At 69.0% G+C, this 15,684-nt stretch carries 15 protein-coding genes; 11 read left to right on the plus strand and 4 right to left on the minus strand.

Translation table 11 applies throughout. The features are described from left to right. The first annotated feature begins 14 nt into the window (after positions 1-14). From JJ685_RS03985 to JJ685_RS04025, 9 genes are all read left to right on the plus strand, one after another. Positions 15-1,004 (plus strand): Bug family tripartite tricarboxylate transporter substrate binding protein, encoded by a 990-nt coding sequence (locus JJ685_RS03985; protein ID WP_201672900.1) that lies wholly within the window; start codon positions 15-17, stop codon positions 1,002-1,004. Positions 1,005-1,009: 5 nt separating this feature from the next. After that, positions 1,010-1,495, plus strand: a complete 486-nt coding sequence (locus tag JJ685_RS03990; RefSeq protein ID WP_201672901.1) for a MarR family winged helix-turn-helix transcriptional regulator — start codon at positions 1,010-1,012, stop codon at positions 1,493-1,495. A gap of 103 nt (positions 1,496-1,598) precedes the next feature. Further along, on the plus strand, positions 1,599-1,916 hold the full coding sequence (locus JJ685_RS03995) for a winged helix-turn-helix transcriptional regulator (RefSeq protein WP_201672902.1): 318 nt from the start codon (positions 1,599-1,601) through the stop codon (positions 1,914-1,916). Next, a complete protein-coding gene (locus JJ685_RS04000; RefSeq protein WP_201672903.1) occupies positions 1,916-3,082 on the plus strand; it encodes a fumarylacetoacetate hydrolase family protein in 1,167 nt (388 codons plus the stop codon). Before JJ685_RS03995 ends, JJ685_RS04000 begins: the two co-directional genes overlap by 1 nt. 22 nt (positions 3,083-3,104) lie before the next feature. Next, the gene (locus tag JJ685_RS04005; protein ID WP_201672904.1) at positions 3,105-3,455 is read left to right on the plus strand and encodes an FKBP-type peptidyl-prolyl cis-trans isomerase; all 351 of its coding nucleotides are present in this window, start codon (positions 3,105-3,107) and stop codon (positions 3,453-3,455) included. Positions 3,456-3,604: 149 nt separating this feature from the next. Beyond that, complete coding sequence (gene grpE / locus JJ685_RS04010; protein WP_201672905.1) at positions 3,605-4,192, plus strand: nucleotide exchange factor GrpE; 588 nt, start codon at positions 3,605-3,607, stop codon at positions 4,190-4,192. Positions 4,193-4,285: 93 nt separating this feature from the next. Beyond that, positions 4,286-6,232, plus strand: coding sequence for a molecular chaperone DnaK (gene dnaK, locus JJ685_RS04015; RefSeq protein ID WP_201672906.1), 1,947 nt, complete (start codon positions 4,286-4,288; stop codon positions 6,230-6,232). Positions 6,233-6,327: 95 nt separating this feature from the next. Further along, on the plus strand, positions 6,328-7,476 hold the full coding sequence (gene dnaJ, locus JJ685_RS04020) for a molecular chaperone DnaJ (protein ID WP_201672907.1): 1,149 nt from the start codon (positions 6,328-6,330) through the stop codon (positions 7,474-7,476). 155 nt (positions 7,477-7,631) lie between these two features. Then, the gene (locus tag JJ685_RS04025; RefSeq protein ID WP_201672908.1) at positions 7,632-8,180 is read left to right on the plus strand and encodes a hypothetical protein; all 549 of its coding nucleotides are present in this window, start codon (positions 7,632-7,634) and stop codon (positions 8,178-8,180) included. Positions 8,181-8,198: 18 nt separating this feature from the next. Here JJ685_RS04025 and JJ685_RS04030 read toward each other — a convergent pair whose 3' ends face one another. Continuing rightward, positions 8,199-9,281: a PA0069 family radical SAM protein gene (locus JJ685_RS04030; protein WP_201673687.1), complete on the minus strand. Its 1,083-nt coding sequence runs from the start codon at positions 9,279-9,281 to the stop codon at positions 8,199-8,201. An 88-nt stretch (positions 9,282-9,369) separates the two neighbouring features. Next, positions 9,370-10,317 carry a glycerophosphodiester phosphodiesterase gene (locus JJ685_RS04035; RefSeq protein ID WP_201672909.1) on the minus strand — a complete coding sequence of 316 codons (948 nt, stop codon included), beginning with the start codon at positions 10,315-10,317 and terminating at the stop codon, positions 9,370-9,372. A gap of 86 nt (positions 10,318-10,403) precedes the next feature. Between JJ685_RS04035 and JJ685_RS04040 the strand changes: the two genes are divergently transcribed. Then, the gene (locus JJ685_RS04040; RefSeq protein WP_201672910.1) at positions 10,404-11,792 is read left to right on the plus strand and encodes a cytochrome ubiquinol oxidase subunit I; all 1,389 of its coding nucleotides are present in this window, start codon (positions 10,404-10,406) and stop codon (positions 11,790-11,792) included. A gap of 11 nt (positions 11,793-11,803) precedes the next feature. Then, the gene (locus tag JJ685_RS04045) at positions 11,804-12,817 is read left to right on the plus strand and encodes a cytochrome d ubiquinol oxidase subunit II (RefSeq protein ID WP_201672911.1); all 1,014 of its coding nucleotides are present in this window, start codon (positions 11,804-11,806) and stop codon (positions 12,815-12,817) included. Positions 12,818-12,895: 78 nt separating this feature from the next. Here JJ685_RS04045 and JJ685_RS04050 read toward each other — a convergent pair whose 3' ends face one another. Both JJ685_RS04050 and JJ685_RS04055 read right to left on the minus strand, forming a co-directional pair. Beyond that, a complete protein-coding gene (locus JJ685_RS04050) occupies positions 12,896-13,870 on the minus strand; it encodes an NAD(P)H-dependent flavin oxidoreductase (protein ID WP_201672912.1) in 975 nt (324 codons plus the stop codon). Continuing rightward, the gene (locus JJ685_RS04055) at positions 13,870-15,660 is read right to left on the minus strand and encodes an acyl-CoA dehydrogenase (protein ID WP_201672913.1); all 1,791 of its coding nucleotides are present in this window, start codon (positions 15,658-15,660) and stop codon (positions 13,870-13,872) included. The genes JJ685_RS04050 and JJ685_RS04055 overlap by 1 nt, the downstream gene beginning before the upstream one ends. Positions 15,661-15,684: the final 24 nt, after the last annotated feature.

Consider the following 15,684-nt stretch of genomic DNA (forward strand, 5'->3'; position numbering starts at 1 on the left):
CCAGGAGACATCGCATGACCACCCGTCGCCAGTTCGTGCACTCGGCCGCCTCCTTCGGCCTGCTGTCTTCCCTGTCCGGCGCGCTGCACGCGCAGGGCTTCGACGCGCCGAAGATCGTCGTCGGCTTTCCCGCCGGCGGCACGGCGGACCAGGCCAGCCGCCTGGTGGCCGACCGCATCGGCAACGGCGCCTATGCGAAGTCGCCGGGCGTGGTGGAGAACAAGGCGGGCGCCGGCGGGCGCATCGCCTGCGAGACGGTGAAGTCGGCGCGGCCGGACGGCGCGACGCTGCTGCTGACGCCGTACTCGATGATGTCGATCTACCCGCACATCTACAGCAAGCTGAGCTACGACCCGTTCAAGGACTTCGTGCCGGTGTCCATCGTGGCGATGATGACGCACGCGCTGTCGGTGGGTCCGCTGGTGCCGGCCAGCGTGAAGACGGTGCGCGACTATCTTGCGTGGGCCAAGGCCAACCCGGACAAGGCCAGCTACGGCTCGCCCGCCGCGGGCTCCACGCCGCACTTCCTGGCCGCGCTGCTCGGGTTGAACACCGGCGTGGACCTGAAGCACGTGCCTTACCGCGGCTCGCTGCCCGCGGTGGCGGACATGATCGGCGGCACGCTGGCTTCCGCCTCCACGCCCACGGGCGACGCGGTGGCGAACTACAAGGCCGGCAAGATCCGCATCCTCGCGACCTCCGGCGCGACCCGCTCGCCCTTCGCGCCGGACGTGCCGACGTACGCCGAACAGGGCTTCCCCGAACTCACGGCCGACGAATGGTTCGGCATCTATGCGCCCGCGCGCACGCCGGAAACCGTCGTCGCGAACGCGAACGCCGCCATCAACGCGGCGTTGAAGGACAAGGCCGTGGTCGACGGCCTGGCGGTCTCGGCGCTCGTCGCGCGCGGCTCCACGCCGGCCGAGATGGACAAGAGCCAGAAGGACGAACACACGCGCTGGGGACCGATCGTCAAGCGGATCGGCTTCACCGCCGAGTCGTGAGGACGATGCCACGCCCCTCCGCCCCATCGCCGCGCAACGGGACCGCCGCGCCTTGCGTGGAGGAGGTCGACACCAGCTTCCTGGAGACCCTGATCGGCTACAACGCGCGCCGCGCCGCGCTGGCCGTGATCGACGTGTTCCTGGAACGGATGGCCCCGTACGGCCTGCGGCCGGTCGACTTCTCCGTGCTCTCGCTGGTGGCGCACAACCCGGGCATCACCTCGCGCCAACTCTGTGCCACGCTGGGCATCCTGCCGCCCAACCTGGTGGGCATGGTGAACGCGCTGGAACAACGCGAGCTGCTGGCCCGCAAGCCGCATCCGCGCGACGGCCGCGCCATGGGCCTGCACCTCACGCCCGGCGGCCAGAAGCTGGTGCGCGACGCGGAGAAGACCGCGGCCGCGCTGGAGGCCGAAGTGGGCGCGCGCCTCACCGCTGCCGAACTGCAGACGCTGCTGCGCCTGCTGAAGAAGGTCTACGGCTCCGACTGACCCGTTGCGCCGGCGTCACGTCTGCTATTGTTTGCATAGCAGGACCTGCGTACACTCCGTTCCCCGCCTTGCTTTCCGCGCGAGGCGCAGGAGTCCCGCGCGAATGAGTCCCAAGGAGAACGTGGCCATCCACCAGCTGCTCGCGCTGCTGGAGGCGCGCTACGCCATTCGGGTGCTCTGGGCCCTGCGCGACGGCCATCCCCAGACCTTCCGCCTGCTGCAGGACAGCGTCGGCGGCATCACGCCCAACACGCTCAACACCCGCATCAAGGAACTGCGCGAGGCCGGCCTCATGCTGCACACGGGCGACGGTTACAGTGTCACTCCCAGCGGCGCGGACCTCCTGAAGCGCCTGAGCGACCTGCAGCCTTTCGCAGCGCGCTGGGCCGCTGCCCAGGCGAAAAAGAAACTGCCCACCTGATGCAAGACTTCCTCAAGGCGACGCTGCCCGCCGATGCGCAGCAGGCCACCCTCGTCGGACGCGTTTGGATCGAAGGCCAGGGCCCGGTGCTGGTGCGCGCGGACGACCAGTCCCTCTACGACCTGTCGAAGCTCGCGCCGACCTGCAGCGCCCTGCTCGAATTGCCCGACCCCGCGGCGGCCGTGCGCGCGCACGACGCACCGCGCCTCGCCTCGCTGCAGGAGGTCATCGCGAACAGCTCCGCCGACGCCCGCGTGGACGAGCGGCCGTGGCTTCTTGCGCCCTGCGACCTGCAGGCGATCAAGGCCTCGGGCGTCACCTTCGTCGCCTCGATGCTGGAGCGCGTGATCGAGGAGCAGGCGCGCGGCAACCCGGCGCTGGCGGAATCGGTGCGCAAGGAAGTGGTGGCCGTGATCGGCGACGACCTGTCCAAGGTCAAGCCCGGCTCGGCCGGGGCGATGCGGCTCAAGGACGTGCTGGTCGCGCGCAAGCTGTGGTCGCAGTACCTCGAGGTCGGCATCGGGCCCGACGCCGAGATCTTCACGAAGTCGCAGCCCATGAGCGCGGTGGGCACAGGCGCCGAGATCGGCATCCACCCGAAGAGCGAGTGGAACAACCCCGAGCCCGAGATCGTGCTGGTGGTCAACAGCCGCGGCGAGACCGTCGGCGCGACCCTCGGCAACGACGTCAACCTGCGCGACTTCGAGGGCCGCAGCGCGCTGCTCCTCGGCAAGGCCAAGGACAACAACGCGAGCTGCGCCATCGGTCCCTTCATCCGCCTGTTCGACGCGCAGTTCGGCATCGACGAAGTGCGGCAGGCCGAGCTCTCGATGAAGGTGATCGGGCCGGAGGGTTTCCAGCTGGCCGGCTCCAGCAACATCTCCATGATCAGCCGCGACCCGCTGGACCTGGTCGGACACGCGATCGGCCCCAACCACCAGTACCCGGACGGGCTGGTGCTTTTCCTCGGGACCATGTTCGCGCCGACGCAGGACAGGCACGGGCCGGGACTCGGCTTCACGCACGTGGTCGGGGACGTCGTGGCCATCGCCACGCCCACGCTCGGTACACTGGTGAACCGCGTCAACACCAGCGACCGCATCGAGCCCTGGCGCTACGGCGCTTCCGCCCTGATGCGCGACCTGGCGCGCCGCGGCCTCCTCTGAACCCCTCCCGAAAGACAAGAACATGATCACCACCCCCAGCGGCCTGCAGTACGAAGACGAACTCTTAGGGCAAGGCCCCGAAGCCAGGTCCGGCCAGGACGTGCGCGTGCACTACACCGGCTGGCTGTTCAACAACGGCGTGCAGGGCGCGAAATTCGATTCGAGCCGCGACCGCAACGACCCGTTCGAGTTCTCGCTGGGCGCCGGCATGGTGATCCGCGGCTGGGACGAAGGCGTCGCCGGCATGAAGGTGGGCGGCAAGCGCACCCTGGTCATCCCGCCGCAACTGGGCTACGGCGCCCGCGGCGCCGGCGGCGTGATCCCGCCCAACGCCACGCTGAAGTTCGACGTCGAATTGCTGTCGACTCGCTGACGGCGGCACCGGCCGGGCAAGGCCCGCCCCCCCGCCCGCTGCCGACGGACGGCCGAGTACCTCGGCCTTTTTTGCGTCCGTTCGGCTTGAAATAACCCTCCCAGCCCCAAGTTCCAGCCGGTCCAGTCAGAGAACGAGTTTTTTCCGCCATGTCCGACAAGAACATGCAATCCGAAGGCGAACAGCCCGCAAGCCCCGCTCCCGCTCCCGACCAGGCGGCCAACGACGCCGCCACGGCCAACGGCAACGCCGCCGCGGCCGCGCCCTCCGCCGAAGACGAGGACTGGCAGGAGCAGGTCGCCAAGCTCAGTGCCAGGAATGCCGAACTGGCCGACCAGTTCATGCGCGCCCAGGCCGAGATGCAGAACGTGCGCCGCCGCGCCGAGGACGAGATCGCCAAGGCCCGCAAGTTCGCCGTCGAGAGCTTCGCCGAGAGCCTGCTGCCGGTGGCCGACAGCCTCGAAGCCGGCCTCGCCCACCAGGGCGGCACCCCGGAGCAGATCCGCGAGGGCGCCGAAGCCACGCTGCGCCAGCTGAAGGCGGCCCTGGAGCGCAACAAGGTGCTCGAGATCAATCCCGCCGCCGGCGCGAAATTCGATCCCCACCAGCACCAGGCCATTTCCATGGTGCCCGCCGACCAGGAGCCCAACACGGTCGTGACCGTGCTGCAGAAGGGCTATTCCATTGCCGACCGCATCCTGCGCCCCGCGCTCGTGATGGTGGCGGCGCCCAAATAAGAGCTAGCACGGCCTTGAATCCGTAACAGTTATCCACAAGTACGCCACAGACTGATTCACAGCCCCCGCGGCCGGACAGAGCAAGGAGAAACAATGGGAAAGATCATCGGCATTGACCTGGGCACGACCAATTCGTGCGTTGCCATCATGGAAGGCAACAACGTCAAGGTCATCGAAAACTCCGAGGGCGCGCGCACCACGCCCTCCATCGTTGCGTACCAGGAAGACGGCGAGATCCTGGTCGGCGCCTCCGCCAAGCGGCAGGCCGTCACCAACCCCAGGCACACCTTCTACGCGGTCAAGCGCCTGATCGGCCGCAAGTTCACCGAGAAGGAAGTGCAGAAGGACATCGACCTGATGCCCTACAGGATCGTGGCCGCCGACAACGGCGACGCCTGGGTCGAGGAGCGCGGCAAGAAGCTGGCGCCCCCGCAGATCTCCGCCGACGTGCTGCGCAAGATGAAGAAGACCGCCGAGGACTACCTCGGCGAAGAGGTCACCGAAGCCGTGATCACGGTGCCGGCGTACTTCAACGACTCGCAGCGCCAGGCCACCAAGGACGCCGGCCGCATCGCCGGCCTGGACGTCAAGCGCATCATCAACGAGCCCACCGCCGCGGCCCTGGCCTTCGGCCTCGACAAGCACGGCAAGGGCGACCGCAAGCTCGCGGTGTACGACCTGGGCGGCGGCACCTTCGACATCTCGATCATCGAGATCGCCGACGTCGAGGGCGAGAAGCAGTTCGAGGTGCTGTCCACCAACGGCGACACCTTCCTCGGCGGCGAGGACTTCGACCAGCGCATCATCGACTACATCGTCACCGAGTTCCGCAAGGAACAGGGCGTGGACCTCACGAAGGACGTGCTGGCCCTGCAGCGCCTGAAGGAAGCGGCCGAGAAGGCGAAGATCGAGCTGTCCAACAGCACGCAGACCGACATCAACCTGCCGTACGTCACGGCCGATGCCTCCGGTCCCAAGCACCTGAACATCAAGCTGACGCGCGCCAAGCTCGAAGCGCTGGTCGACGAACTGATCGCCCGCACCATCGAGCCGTGCCGCACCGCCATCAAGGACGCCGGCGTGTCCGTCAACGACATCCAGGACGTGATCCTGGTGGGCGGCATGACCCGCATGCCCAAGGTGCAGGAGAAGGTCAGGGAGTTCTTCGGCAAGGAGCCGCGCAAGGACGTCAACCCCGACGAGGCCGTTGCCGTCGGCGCCGCGATCCAGGGCCAGGTGCTCTCGGGCGAGCGCAAGGACGTGCTGCTGCTGGACGTCACCCCGCTGTCGCTGGGCATCGAAACCCTGGGCGGCGTGATGACGAAGATGATCAAGAAGAACACCACGATCCCGACCAAGTTCGCGCAGACCTTCTCGACGGCCGACGACAACCAGCCGGCCGTGACGATCAAGGTCTACCAGGGCGAGCGGGACATCGCCACGGGCAACAAGCTGCTGGGCGAGTTCAACCTGGAAGGCATCCCGCCGGCGCCGCGCGGCCTGCCCCAGATCGAGGTGAGCTTCGACATCGACGCCAACGGCATCCTGCACGTGGGCGCCAAGGACAAGGGCACCGGCAAGGAAAACAAGATCACCATCAAGGCGAACTCGGGCCTGTCCGAGGCCGAGATCGAGAAAATGGTGAAGGACGCCGAGGTCAACGCCGCCGACGACAAGAAGAAGCTGGAGCTGGTCACGGCCCGCAACCAGGGCGAGGCCATGGTGCACAGCGTGCGCAAGAGCCTGACCGAGTACGGCGACAAGATCGACGCCTCCGAGAAGGGGAAGATCGAGGCGGCCGCGAAGGAACTGGAAGAGACGCTCAAGTCCGAGGACAAGGATGCGATCGAGGCCAAGACCGCCGCGCTGATGACGGCCAGCCAGAAGCTGGGCGAGCAGATGTACGCCGCGCAGCAGGCGGCCGGTGGCGCGGGTGCCGGAGCGGCTCCGGGTGCGGACGCTTCCGCCGGCGCTTCTTCGAATCCCGCGAACGACGACAACGTCGTCGACGCGGAAGTGAAGGAAGTGAAGAAAGGTTAAACCGGACGCTGCGCGCCGGTTTAACTCGCCGCGTTCGACTCTGACGCTTGCGCGCAGGTCAACGCGGCGTTGTTGCTCGTAGCACCCTCAGAACAATGGCCACGAAACGCGATTACTACGAAGTCCTCGGCGTTCCCAAGAACGCCTCGGACGAAGAGATCAAGAAGGCTTATCGCAAGCTGGCGATGAAATACCACCCTGACCGCAACCAGGGGGACAGCGCCAAGGACGCGGAGGCGCGCTTCAAGGAGGCGAAGGAAGCCTACGAGATGCTGTCCGAAGCGGAGAAGCGGGCGGCCTACGACCAGTTCGGCCATGCCGGCGTGGACCCGAACATGCGCGGCGGCATGGGCGCCGGCGCGGAAGGCTTCGGCGGCTTCGCGGAGGCCTTCGGCGACATCTTCGGCGACATCTTCGGCCAGGCCCGCGCCGGCGGCGGCCGCGGCGGCCGCCAAGTCTATCGCGGCGCCGACCTGTCGTACGCGATGGAGGTCACCCTGGAGGAAGCGGCCAAGGGCAAGGACGCCCAGATCCGCATCCCGTCCTGGGACGAGTGCGAGACCTGCCACGGCACCGGCGCCAAGCCCGGCACCCAGGCCAAGACCTGCACGACCTGCCACGGCGCGGGCGTGGTGCAGATGCGCCAGGGCTTCTTCAGCGTCCAGCAGACCTGCCCGCACTGCCACGGCAGCGGCAAGATCATCCCCGAGCCCTGCATGACCTGCCACGGCCAGGGCAGGGTGAAGAAGCAGAAGACGCTGGAAGTGAAGATCCCGGCTGGCATCGACGACGGCATGCGCATCCGCAGCGCCGGCAACGGCGAGCCGGGCACCAACGGCGGGCCCCCGGGCGACCTGTTCATCGAGATCCGGCTGAAGAAGCACGCGATCTTCGAGCGCGACGGCGACGACCTGCACTGCGTGGTGCCGGTGAGCATCGCGCGGGCCGCCCTGGGCGGCGAGATCGAGGTGCCGACGCTCGACGGCAAGGCCGCGATCGACATCCCGGAAGGCACCCAGGCGGGCAAGCAGTTCCGCCTGCGCGCCAAGGGCATCAAGGGCGTGCGTTCCAACTATCCGGGCGACCTGTACTGCCACATCGCGGTGGAGGTGCCGGTGAAGCTGACCGAGCACCAGCGCAAGCTGCTGCGCGAGCTGGACGAGTCGATCCGCAAGGGCGGCGCCAAGCACTCGCCCAACGAGGAATCGTGGGCGGACAAGCTCAAGGGGTTCTTCAACGCGTGAGCGGCGGCGTCCCCGCGCGGCAAGTGACGTCATCCCCCGCGAAGGCGGGGACCCGGAAAGGCGGCCAAGGGCCGCCTTTCTTTTTGTCGCCCCAAAGGCACACCCCGGTGCGCCCCGGGTGCCGGGCCGCGCAGCCGCGGGCGACAATGCAGAGCATGGCCCTGAAGCTCTTTCGCAGCACAGGTTATTCCTCCCTGTTGATGCCGGACGAGTCCCGCGCGGCCACCCATCCTTCGTGGCTGGTGCTGGGCGCGAGCCTCTGGCTGGGGCTGGTCTGCAACGTGGGCGTCTGGCGCCTGCTGGACGGCACCGCGCCCGACGTGCGCACCGCCCTCGCCTCCATCCTCCTGATGGCCGGCGCCAACGGCCTGTTCCTCAGCCTGCTCGGCTGGCGGCGCACGACTCGCCTTGCCGTCACGCTCGCACTGCTGGTCGGCGCCTTGGCGGCCTGCGGCCTCTGGAGCCAGCAACTGCCGATCGATTCCCTGTGGCACGGCACCTCGCGATTCGTGCTGCCGGCCTGGGCCAGCCTGTTGCGCTGGCAGGTCCTGCTGCTGATCCTGGTGCTGGCCGTGGTGCCGATCGTCTGGGTCTGGAACCACTCGCCGCGACGCCTTTCGGGGCCCGCACAGCTCAGGGCCAACCTGGCCACCGCGCTGCTCTCCGGCATCGTCTTCGTCGCCGGCCTGCTGGCCGTCGACTGAAGCGTTTCGCGCTCCGTCTCAGAACAGGCTGCCCTGCCCGTCGCGCGCAGGCGGCCGGAACAGGTCGGTCCTGAAATCCACCTTCTTCGCATTGAAGCCGATGCGGGCCACTGCCTTGCGGAAGCGCTGCGCGATCAGGTCGGCCCAGGCCCCGGAGCCTTTCATGCGCGTGGCGAAGTCGCTGTCGTAGTCCTTGCCGCCGCGCATTTCCTGGATGCGGTGCATCACGCGCTGCGCCCGCCCGGGGTAGTGCATCTCCAGCCACTGGCGGAACAGGGGCGCGACCTCCCAGGGCAGCCGCAGCACGTGGTAGAAGGCCTCGCGGGCCCCGGCCTCCCAGGCCGCCTCCAGCACCTGCTCCATGTCGTCGTTAAGAAAGGGGATCTGCGGCGCCAGGCTCACCCCGCAGGGAATGCCGTGCTCGGCCAGCGTGCGCAGCACGCGCAGGCGCCGGTGCGGCGCCGCGGCCCGCGGCTCCAGCCGGCGCGCCAGTTCGGCGTCGAGCGTGGTGATGGTGACGTACACGGCCGCCAGCGCCTGCTGCGCCATCGGCGCGATCAGGTCCAGGTCACGCTCGACACCGCTGGACTTGGTCACCAGCGCGAAGGGGTGGCGCGTCTCGTGCATCAGCTCGATCACCGACCGGGTGAGCCGCAGCTCCCGCTCGACCGGCTGGTAGCAGTCGGTCGCGGTGCCGATCGCGATCAGCTCGGGGCGGTGGGAGCGGCGCGCGAGTTCGCCGCGCAGCAGCTCCGCCGCGTTCCGCTTGGCGATGATCTTGGTCTCGAAGTCCAGGCCCGGCGAGAGATTCAGGTAGCTGTGGGTCGGCCGCGCGTAGCAGTAGATGCAGCCGTGCTCGCAACCCCGGTACGGATTGATCGACAGGTTGAAGTAGATGTCGGGGGAGTCGTTGCTGGTGATGAGGCTCTTCGCCGTTTCCCAGATCACCTCGGTGCGCGGCACGGCGGTCGCCTCCTCCCCGTCCGCCGTTTCCCAGCCGTCGTCGAAGGCTTCGCGGCTGTCGCGCTCGAAGCGGTGCGGGAAGCGGCTGGCAGTCCCGCGGCCCTTGATGGCGGCCAGCGGCACCCGCACCTCGGCCACGGTATTCGCGGTGCTGCGGTCCACACTGTTCATGCATACAGTATGACGCAGATCAAAGGACCGCGAGGCGGCCAAGGTGTAACGGTCGTCAGGGCAAGGGCATCCCGCGCCTCGCCATCACCTCGCGCAGGCGGTCGGGGTAGTCGGTGATGAGCCCGTCCACGCCCCAGCCGATCAGGCGATCCATGAGCGCGGGATCGTTGACCGTCCACGGGATCACCCGCAGGCCCAGCGCGTGGGCTTCCGCGACCAGCGCTTCGGTCAAGGCGCCCGCATTGGGCGACCACGCGGTGCCGCCCGCGGCCTTGACCATGCGCGGCACGCTGCCGTGCTCGGCCAGCCGGAACCCGGCGGTCCAGGCCGCGTCGCGGGTGTTGTCGTTGCTGGTGCTCTGCACGGTGAGGTACACGGTCGGGATCGCGGGCTCCAGCTTCTGCACCAGCTGCAGGGTGCGCCAGTCGAAGCTCTGGATCGTCACGCGCGCGCCCACGCCCGCATTGCGGATCGCCTTCAGCAGCGCCTGCGTCAGCGCCTCCGGGGCCAGCGTGTCGTCCGGCTGGCCGGGCGAAATCTTGGTCTCGATGTTGAAGCGCACGCGCGTCGCCCCGCGCGTCTTCGCGAGTTCGAACACCTGCGCGAGCGTGGGGACGCGGGTGCCATCCACCGGCTGCTGGGTCTCGAAGGTCTTCGCGTACGCCGTGCCCGGCTGGATGCGGCCGACGTCGTGGGCCTGCAACTGCGCCAGCGTGAGGGAACGGATCAGGGGCCCCCGGCCCGCCGGCAGCCACTGCCCGCTGGCGTCGCGCGTGATCGCCGGGTTCAGGAAGGGATCGTGGGAAACCACCACCACGCCGTCGAGCGTGACGCCGATGTCCAGCTCCAGCGTGTCCACGCCGAGCTCCAGGGCGTGGGCGAAGGCCGGCAGCGTGTTTTCCGGCCGCAGCCCGCGGGCGCCGCGATGGCCCTGGAGGTCGAAGGCGAGGCAGGCGCCGGCGCAGGCCAGCGCGCCAGCGCAGAGCAGGATGCGGCGCAGCATGCGCGCATTCTGCCGTGGCGGCGCCCCCGCGCCGGGCGCCGCTTCGGTATGGTCCCTTTCTTCCCCCCCGCGAATCCGGAGCCGAGATGGACACGCTGATGCTTTCCCGCCTGCAGTTCGCCGCCAACATCGCGTTCCACATCCTCTTTCCCACCATCAACATCGCGCTGTGCTGGTTCCTCCTGTACTTCCGGCTGCGGCACGGCGCGGCGAAGGGCACGGCCGCCGCGCGCCACTGGGAAGAGGCGTATTACCTCTGGACCAAGGTGTTCGCCCTCAGCTTCGCGCTCGGCGTCGTGTCCGGCATCACCATGAGCTTCCAGTTCGGCACCAACTGGCCCGGCTACATGGAGCGGGTGGGCAACATCGCGGGCCCGCTGCTCGGCTACGAGGTGCTCACCGCCTTCTTCCTGGAGGCGACCTTCCTCGGCATCATGCTGTTCGGCCGCGGCCGCGTGTCCGAGCGGGTGCACCTGCTCGCGACGCTGATGGTGGCGCTCGGCACCACGCTCTCGGCGTTCTGGATCCTGAGCCTCAACTCCTGGATGCAGACGCCCGCCGGCTTCGAGGTGGTCGACGGCCGCTACCACGCGCGGGACTGGCTGGCGATCCTGTTCAATCCCTCGTTCCCGTACCGGCTCGCGCACAAGCTGCTCGCGTCCGCCCTCACCGCGTCCTTCCTCGTCGCGGGGCTGTCGGCGTGGCAGCTGCTGCGCGGCACCGACAACGGCGGCTCCCGGCTGGCGCTGCGCACCGGCGTGGTGGGCGCCGCGATCGCGATCCCGCTGCAGATCGTGGCCGGCGACATGCACGGCCTCAACACGCTGCAGCACCAGCCCGCCAAGATCGCGGCCATCGAGGCGATCTGGCAGACGGAAAAGGCCGCGCCGCTGACGCTGGTGGGCTGGCCGGACGAGGCGGCGCGCCGCACGCACTTCGCGCTGCAGGTGCCGGGGCTGGCCAGCCTGATCCTGGCGCACGATCCGGACGCGGAACTCCAGGGGCTGAATGAATTCCCCGACGCGCATCCGCCGGTGGCGCCCGTGTTCTGGGGCTTCCGCATCATGGTCGGCATGGGGCTGCTGATGCTGGCGGTAGCCTGGTGGTCGGCCTGGACGCTGTGGCGAGGGCGGCGCGAGATTTCGGCCGGCCGCCTCGCGCTCTCCCGCACCCAGCTGCGCCTGCTGGCCGCGATGACCTTCGCCGGCTGGATCGCCACCCTCGCGGGCTGGATCGTCACCGAAGTGGGCCGGCAACCCTTCCTCGTCTACGGGCAGCTGCGCACCGCGGAGCTCGTCGCGCGCCATCCGCCGGGCATGGTGCTGTCCACGCTGATCGCCTACCTCGCCACCTATGTCTTCCTGCTCGCGGCCTACGTGCTGGTGCTGATGTACATGGCGGAGCATCCCGCGATGCCCACCGCGCAGACGCCGCAAAGCCCCAAGGCCGCCGAGCCCGTGGGCGGCCCCGCCTGAAGGAGCGCGCCATGAACCTCGACTGGCCGACCGTGCTGCCGCTGATCTTCATGGGCGTGATGGGCCTCGCCCTGCTCGCCTACGTCGTGCTCGATGGCTACGACCTCGGGGTCGGCCTGCTGCTGTCGTTCGCGGACGACGAGGAAAAGGACCTGATGGTCTCCAGCATCGGCCCCTTTTGGGACGCCAACGAGACCTGGCTGGTGCTGGGCATCGGCGTGCTGCTGATCGCATTCCCGCGCGCCCACGGGCTGGTGCTGTCGGCGCTGTACCTGCCGGTCGCCGTGATGCTGCTGGGGCTGATCCTGCGCGGCGTGTCCTTCGACTTCCGCGTCAAGGCGCGGGCCGCCCGCAAGGCGATGTGGAACCGCCTGTTCGCGTTCGGCTCGCTGGCCGCCGCGGCGGCGCAGGGCTGGATGCTGGGCAGCTACCTCACGGTGTTCGACGACACGCTGCTCGCGCACCTGTTCGCGCTGCTGATCGCGGTGACCCTGCCGACCTCCTACGCCATGCTGGGTGCCGGCTGGCTGATCATGAAGACCGAAGGGGCGCTGCGGGACAAGGCGGTGCGCTGGGCGCGCATCGTGCTGTGGCCCATGGGCGCGGCGCTGGTGGCGATCTCGCTGGCCACGCCGCTGGTGAGCCCCAACGTGTTCGAGAAGTGGTTCGCGCTGCCGCAGTTCATCGGCCTGCTGCCGATCCCGGTGGCCTGCGCGGCGGCGTTCTTCGCGATCTTCCTCGCCACCGGCCGGCCGCAGGTGGTGCAGGCCGGCTACGGCTGGGTGGTGTTCGTCAGCACGGTGCTGGTGTTCGTGCTGTCCTTCCTCGGGCTGGCGTACAGCATCTACCCCTACATCGTGATCGACCGGCTGACGGTGTGGCAGGCCGCCAGCGCGCACGAATCGCTGGTGGTGATCTTCGTCGGGGTGGCGATCACGCTCCCGGCGATCGTGCTCTACACGGTGTACATGTACCGCGTGTTCTGGGGCAAGGCGGGGGCGTTGAGCTACATGCCCGAGGAATGACCGCTGCGTCATGCCCGCGCCGGCGGGCCTCCGGGGCGTCCGCGTAGCACGCGCTGCGCGCGTGCTCCGGGTGCCCGCCTAAGCTGCGATGACGGCTTCCGCCCCGAGCCCGAGCCGCGCGCGCGCCTGCGCGTACTCGCGCTTCAGGCGGGCGATCAACTCGCCCGCATGCGCCACTTCCTTGACCGCGGCGATCCCCTGCCCGCAGCCCCAGATGTCCTTCCATGCCTTGCGGTCGCTGCCGAAGCTCATCTTGCTGGGGTCGCTCTCGGGCAGGTTCTCCGGGTCCAGGCCTGCGGCGCGGATGCTCGGCTTCAGGTAGTTGCCGTGCACGCCCGTGAACAGGTTCGAGTACACGATGTCGTCGGACGTGCACTCCACGATCATCTGCTTGTACGCCTCGGCCGCGCGGGCCTCGTGCGTGGCGATGAAGGCGGAGCCGATGTACGCGAAGTCCGCGCCCATCGCCTGCGCGGCCAGGATCGCCCCGCCGGTCGCGATGGAGCCGGAGAGCGCCACCGGCCCGTCGAACCACTGGCGGATCTCCTGCACCAGCGCGAAGGGGCTCTTCACGCCGGCATGGCCGCCGGCGCCCGCCGCCACGGCGATCAGGCCGTCGGCGCCCTTCTCGATCGCCTTGCGCGCGAAGGCGTTGTTGATGATGTCGTGCAGCACCACACCGCCGTAGCCGTGCACCGCGTCGTTGACGTCGGTGCGGGCGCCCAGCGAGGTGATCACGATCGGCACCTTGCGCCGGACCACCACCTCCATGTCGTGGTCCAGGCGGTCGTTGCTCTTGTGCACGATCTGGTTGATCGCATACGGCGCGGCCGGGGCGTCGGGATGCGCACGGTCGTGCGCCGCGAGCGCCTCCTCGATCTCGTGCAGCCATTCGTCCAGCTGCGCGGCCGGCCGCGCGTTGAGCGCGGGCATGGAGCCCACCACCCCCGCCTTGCACTGCTCGATCACCAGCTTCGGGTTGCTGACGATGAACATCGGCGATGCGATCGCCGGCAGGGCCAGCCGGCGCAGCGCGGCGGGGAGTGGCCGCATCAGAAGGCCTCCAGCGCCAGCGCGTTCACGCTGTCGGCGCCTTCGACCACGCTGTCGCGCAGCGCCGGCGCCCGGGTGAGGACGTGGTCGGCGTAGAAGCGCGCCGTGACGATCTTGGCGCGCATGAAGTCCGCCTCTTCGCCCTTGGCCAGCAGGTCCTCCGCCACCAGCAGCGAGCGCGCCAGCTGCCAGCCGGCCACCAGGTTGCCGGCGAGCATCAGGTACGGCACCGAGCCCGCGAACACCGCGTTCGGCGCGGACTTGGCCTGCTGCGCGACGAAGGACACCGCGTCGAGGAAGGCCTTGCGCGCGGCGCCCAGGCGCTTCGCCACGGCCTTCGCATCGGCGCTGCCGCGCTTCGACAGTTCGCCTTCGGTCTTCTCGATCTGCGCGGCGATGGCCTGCGCGGTCTGGCCGCCGTCACGCATCGTCTTGCGGCCCACCAGGTCGTTGGCCTGGATCGCGGTCGTGCCTTCGTAGATGGTCAGGATGCGGGCGTCGCGGTAGTACTGCGCCGCGCCGGTTTCCTCGATGAAGCCCATGCCGCCGTGCACCTGCACGCCCAGCGAGGTCACATCCAGGCTGGTCTCGGTGCTGTAGCCCTTCACCAGCGGCACCAGGAATTCGTAGAAGGCCTGGTTCTGCTTGCGGGCCGCGGCGTCGGGGTGGTTGTGGGCGGCGTCGTAGGCCGCCGCGGCCACGCTGGCCATCGCGCGGCAGCCTTCGGTGATCGCGCGCATCGTCATCAGCATGCGGCGCACGTCGGGGTGCACGATGATGGGCGCGGGTCCGTTGCCGGAGCCGTCCACCGGGCGCGACTGCACGCGGTCGCGCGCATAGGCCACAGCCTTCTGGTAGGCCCGCTCGGAGATCGCGATGCCCTGCATGCCCACGGCGAAGCGGGCCGCGTTCATCATGATGAACATGTACTCGAGGCCGCGGTTCTCCTCGCCCACCAGGTAGCCGATGGCGCCGCCGTGGTCGCCGAACTGCAGGACGGCGGTCGGCGAGGCCTTGATGCCCAGCTTGTGCTCGATGCTCACGCACTGCACGTCATTGCGCGCGCCCATCGTCCCGTCGGCGTTGACCAGGAACTTCGGCACCACGAACAGGCTGATGCCCTTCACGCCCTCGGGCGCGCCGGGGATGCGGGCCAGGACCAGGTGGACGATGTTGTCCACCATGTCGTGCTCGCCGTAGGTGATGAAGATCTTGGTGCCGGAGACCTTGTAGGTGCCGTCGGGCTGCGGCTCGGCGCGGGTGCGCACCAGCGCGAGGTCGCTGCCGGCCTGCGGCTCGGTCAGGTTCATCGTGCCGGTCCACTCGCCGGTCACGAGCTTTTCCAGGTACACGGACTTCAGGGCGTCGGAGCCGGCGGTCAGCAGCGCCTCGATCGCGCCGTCCGTGAGCAGCGGGCACAGCGCGAAGCTCAGGTTGGCGGAGTTGAGCATTTCGCAGCAGGCCGCGCCGATTGCCTTGGGCAAGCCCTGGCCGCCGAACTCCTGCGGATGCTGCAGGCCCTGCCAGCCGCCTTCGCTGTACTTGCGGTAGGCGTCCTTGAAGCCGGGCGTGGTCGTGACCTGGCCGTCCTTCCAGGTCGAAGGATTCCTGTCGCCGTCCACGTTGAGCGGTGCCACCACCCCCTCGTTGAACTTCGCGCATTCCTCCAGCACGGCCTGCGCGGTCTCCAGGCCGGCTTCCTCGAAGCCGGGCAACTGGGCGATCTGCTCGATGCCAGCGAGGTGCTGGATGTCGAACAGCATGTCCTTGAGGGGGGCGGTGTAGCTCATGTCATTCCTCCGGGGGGTCGGTTT

The organism is Ramlibacter monticola (assembly GCF_016722785.1).
GTDB lineage: Bacteria > Pseudomonadota > Gammaproteobacteria > Burkholderiales > Burkholderiaceae_C > Ramlibacter > Ramlibacter monticola.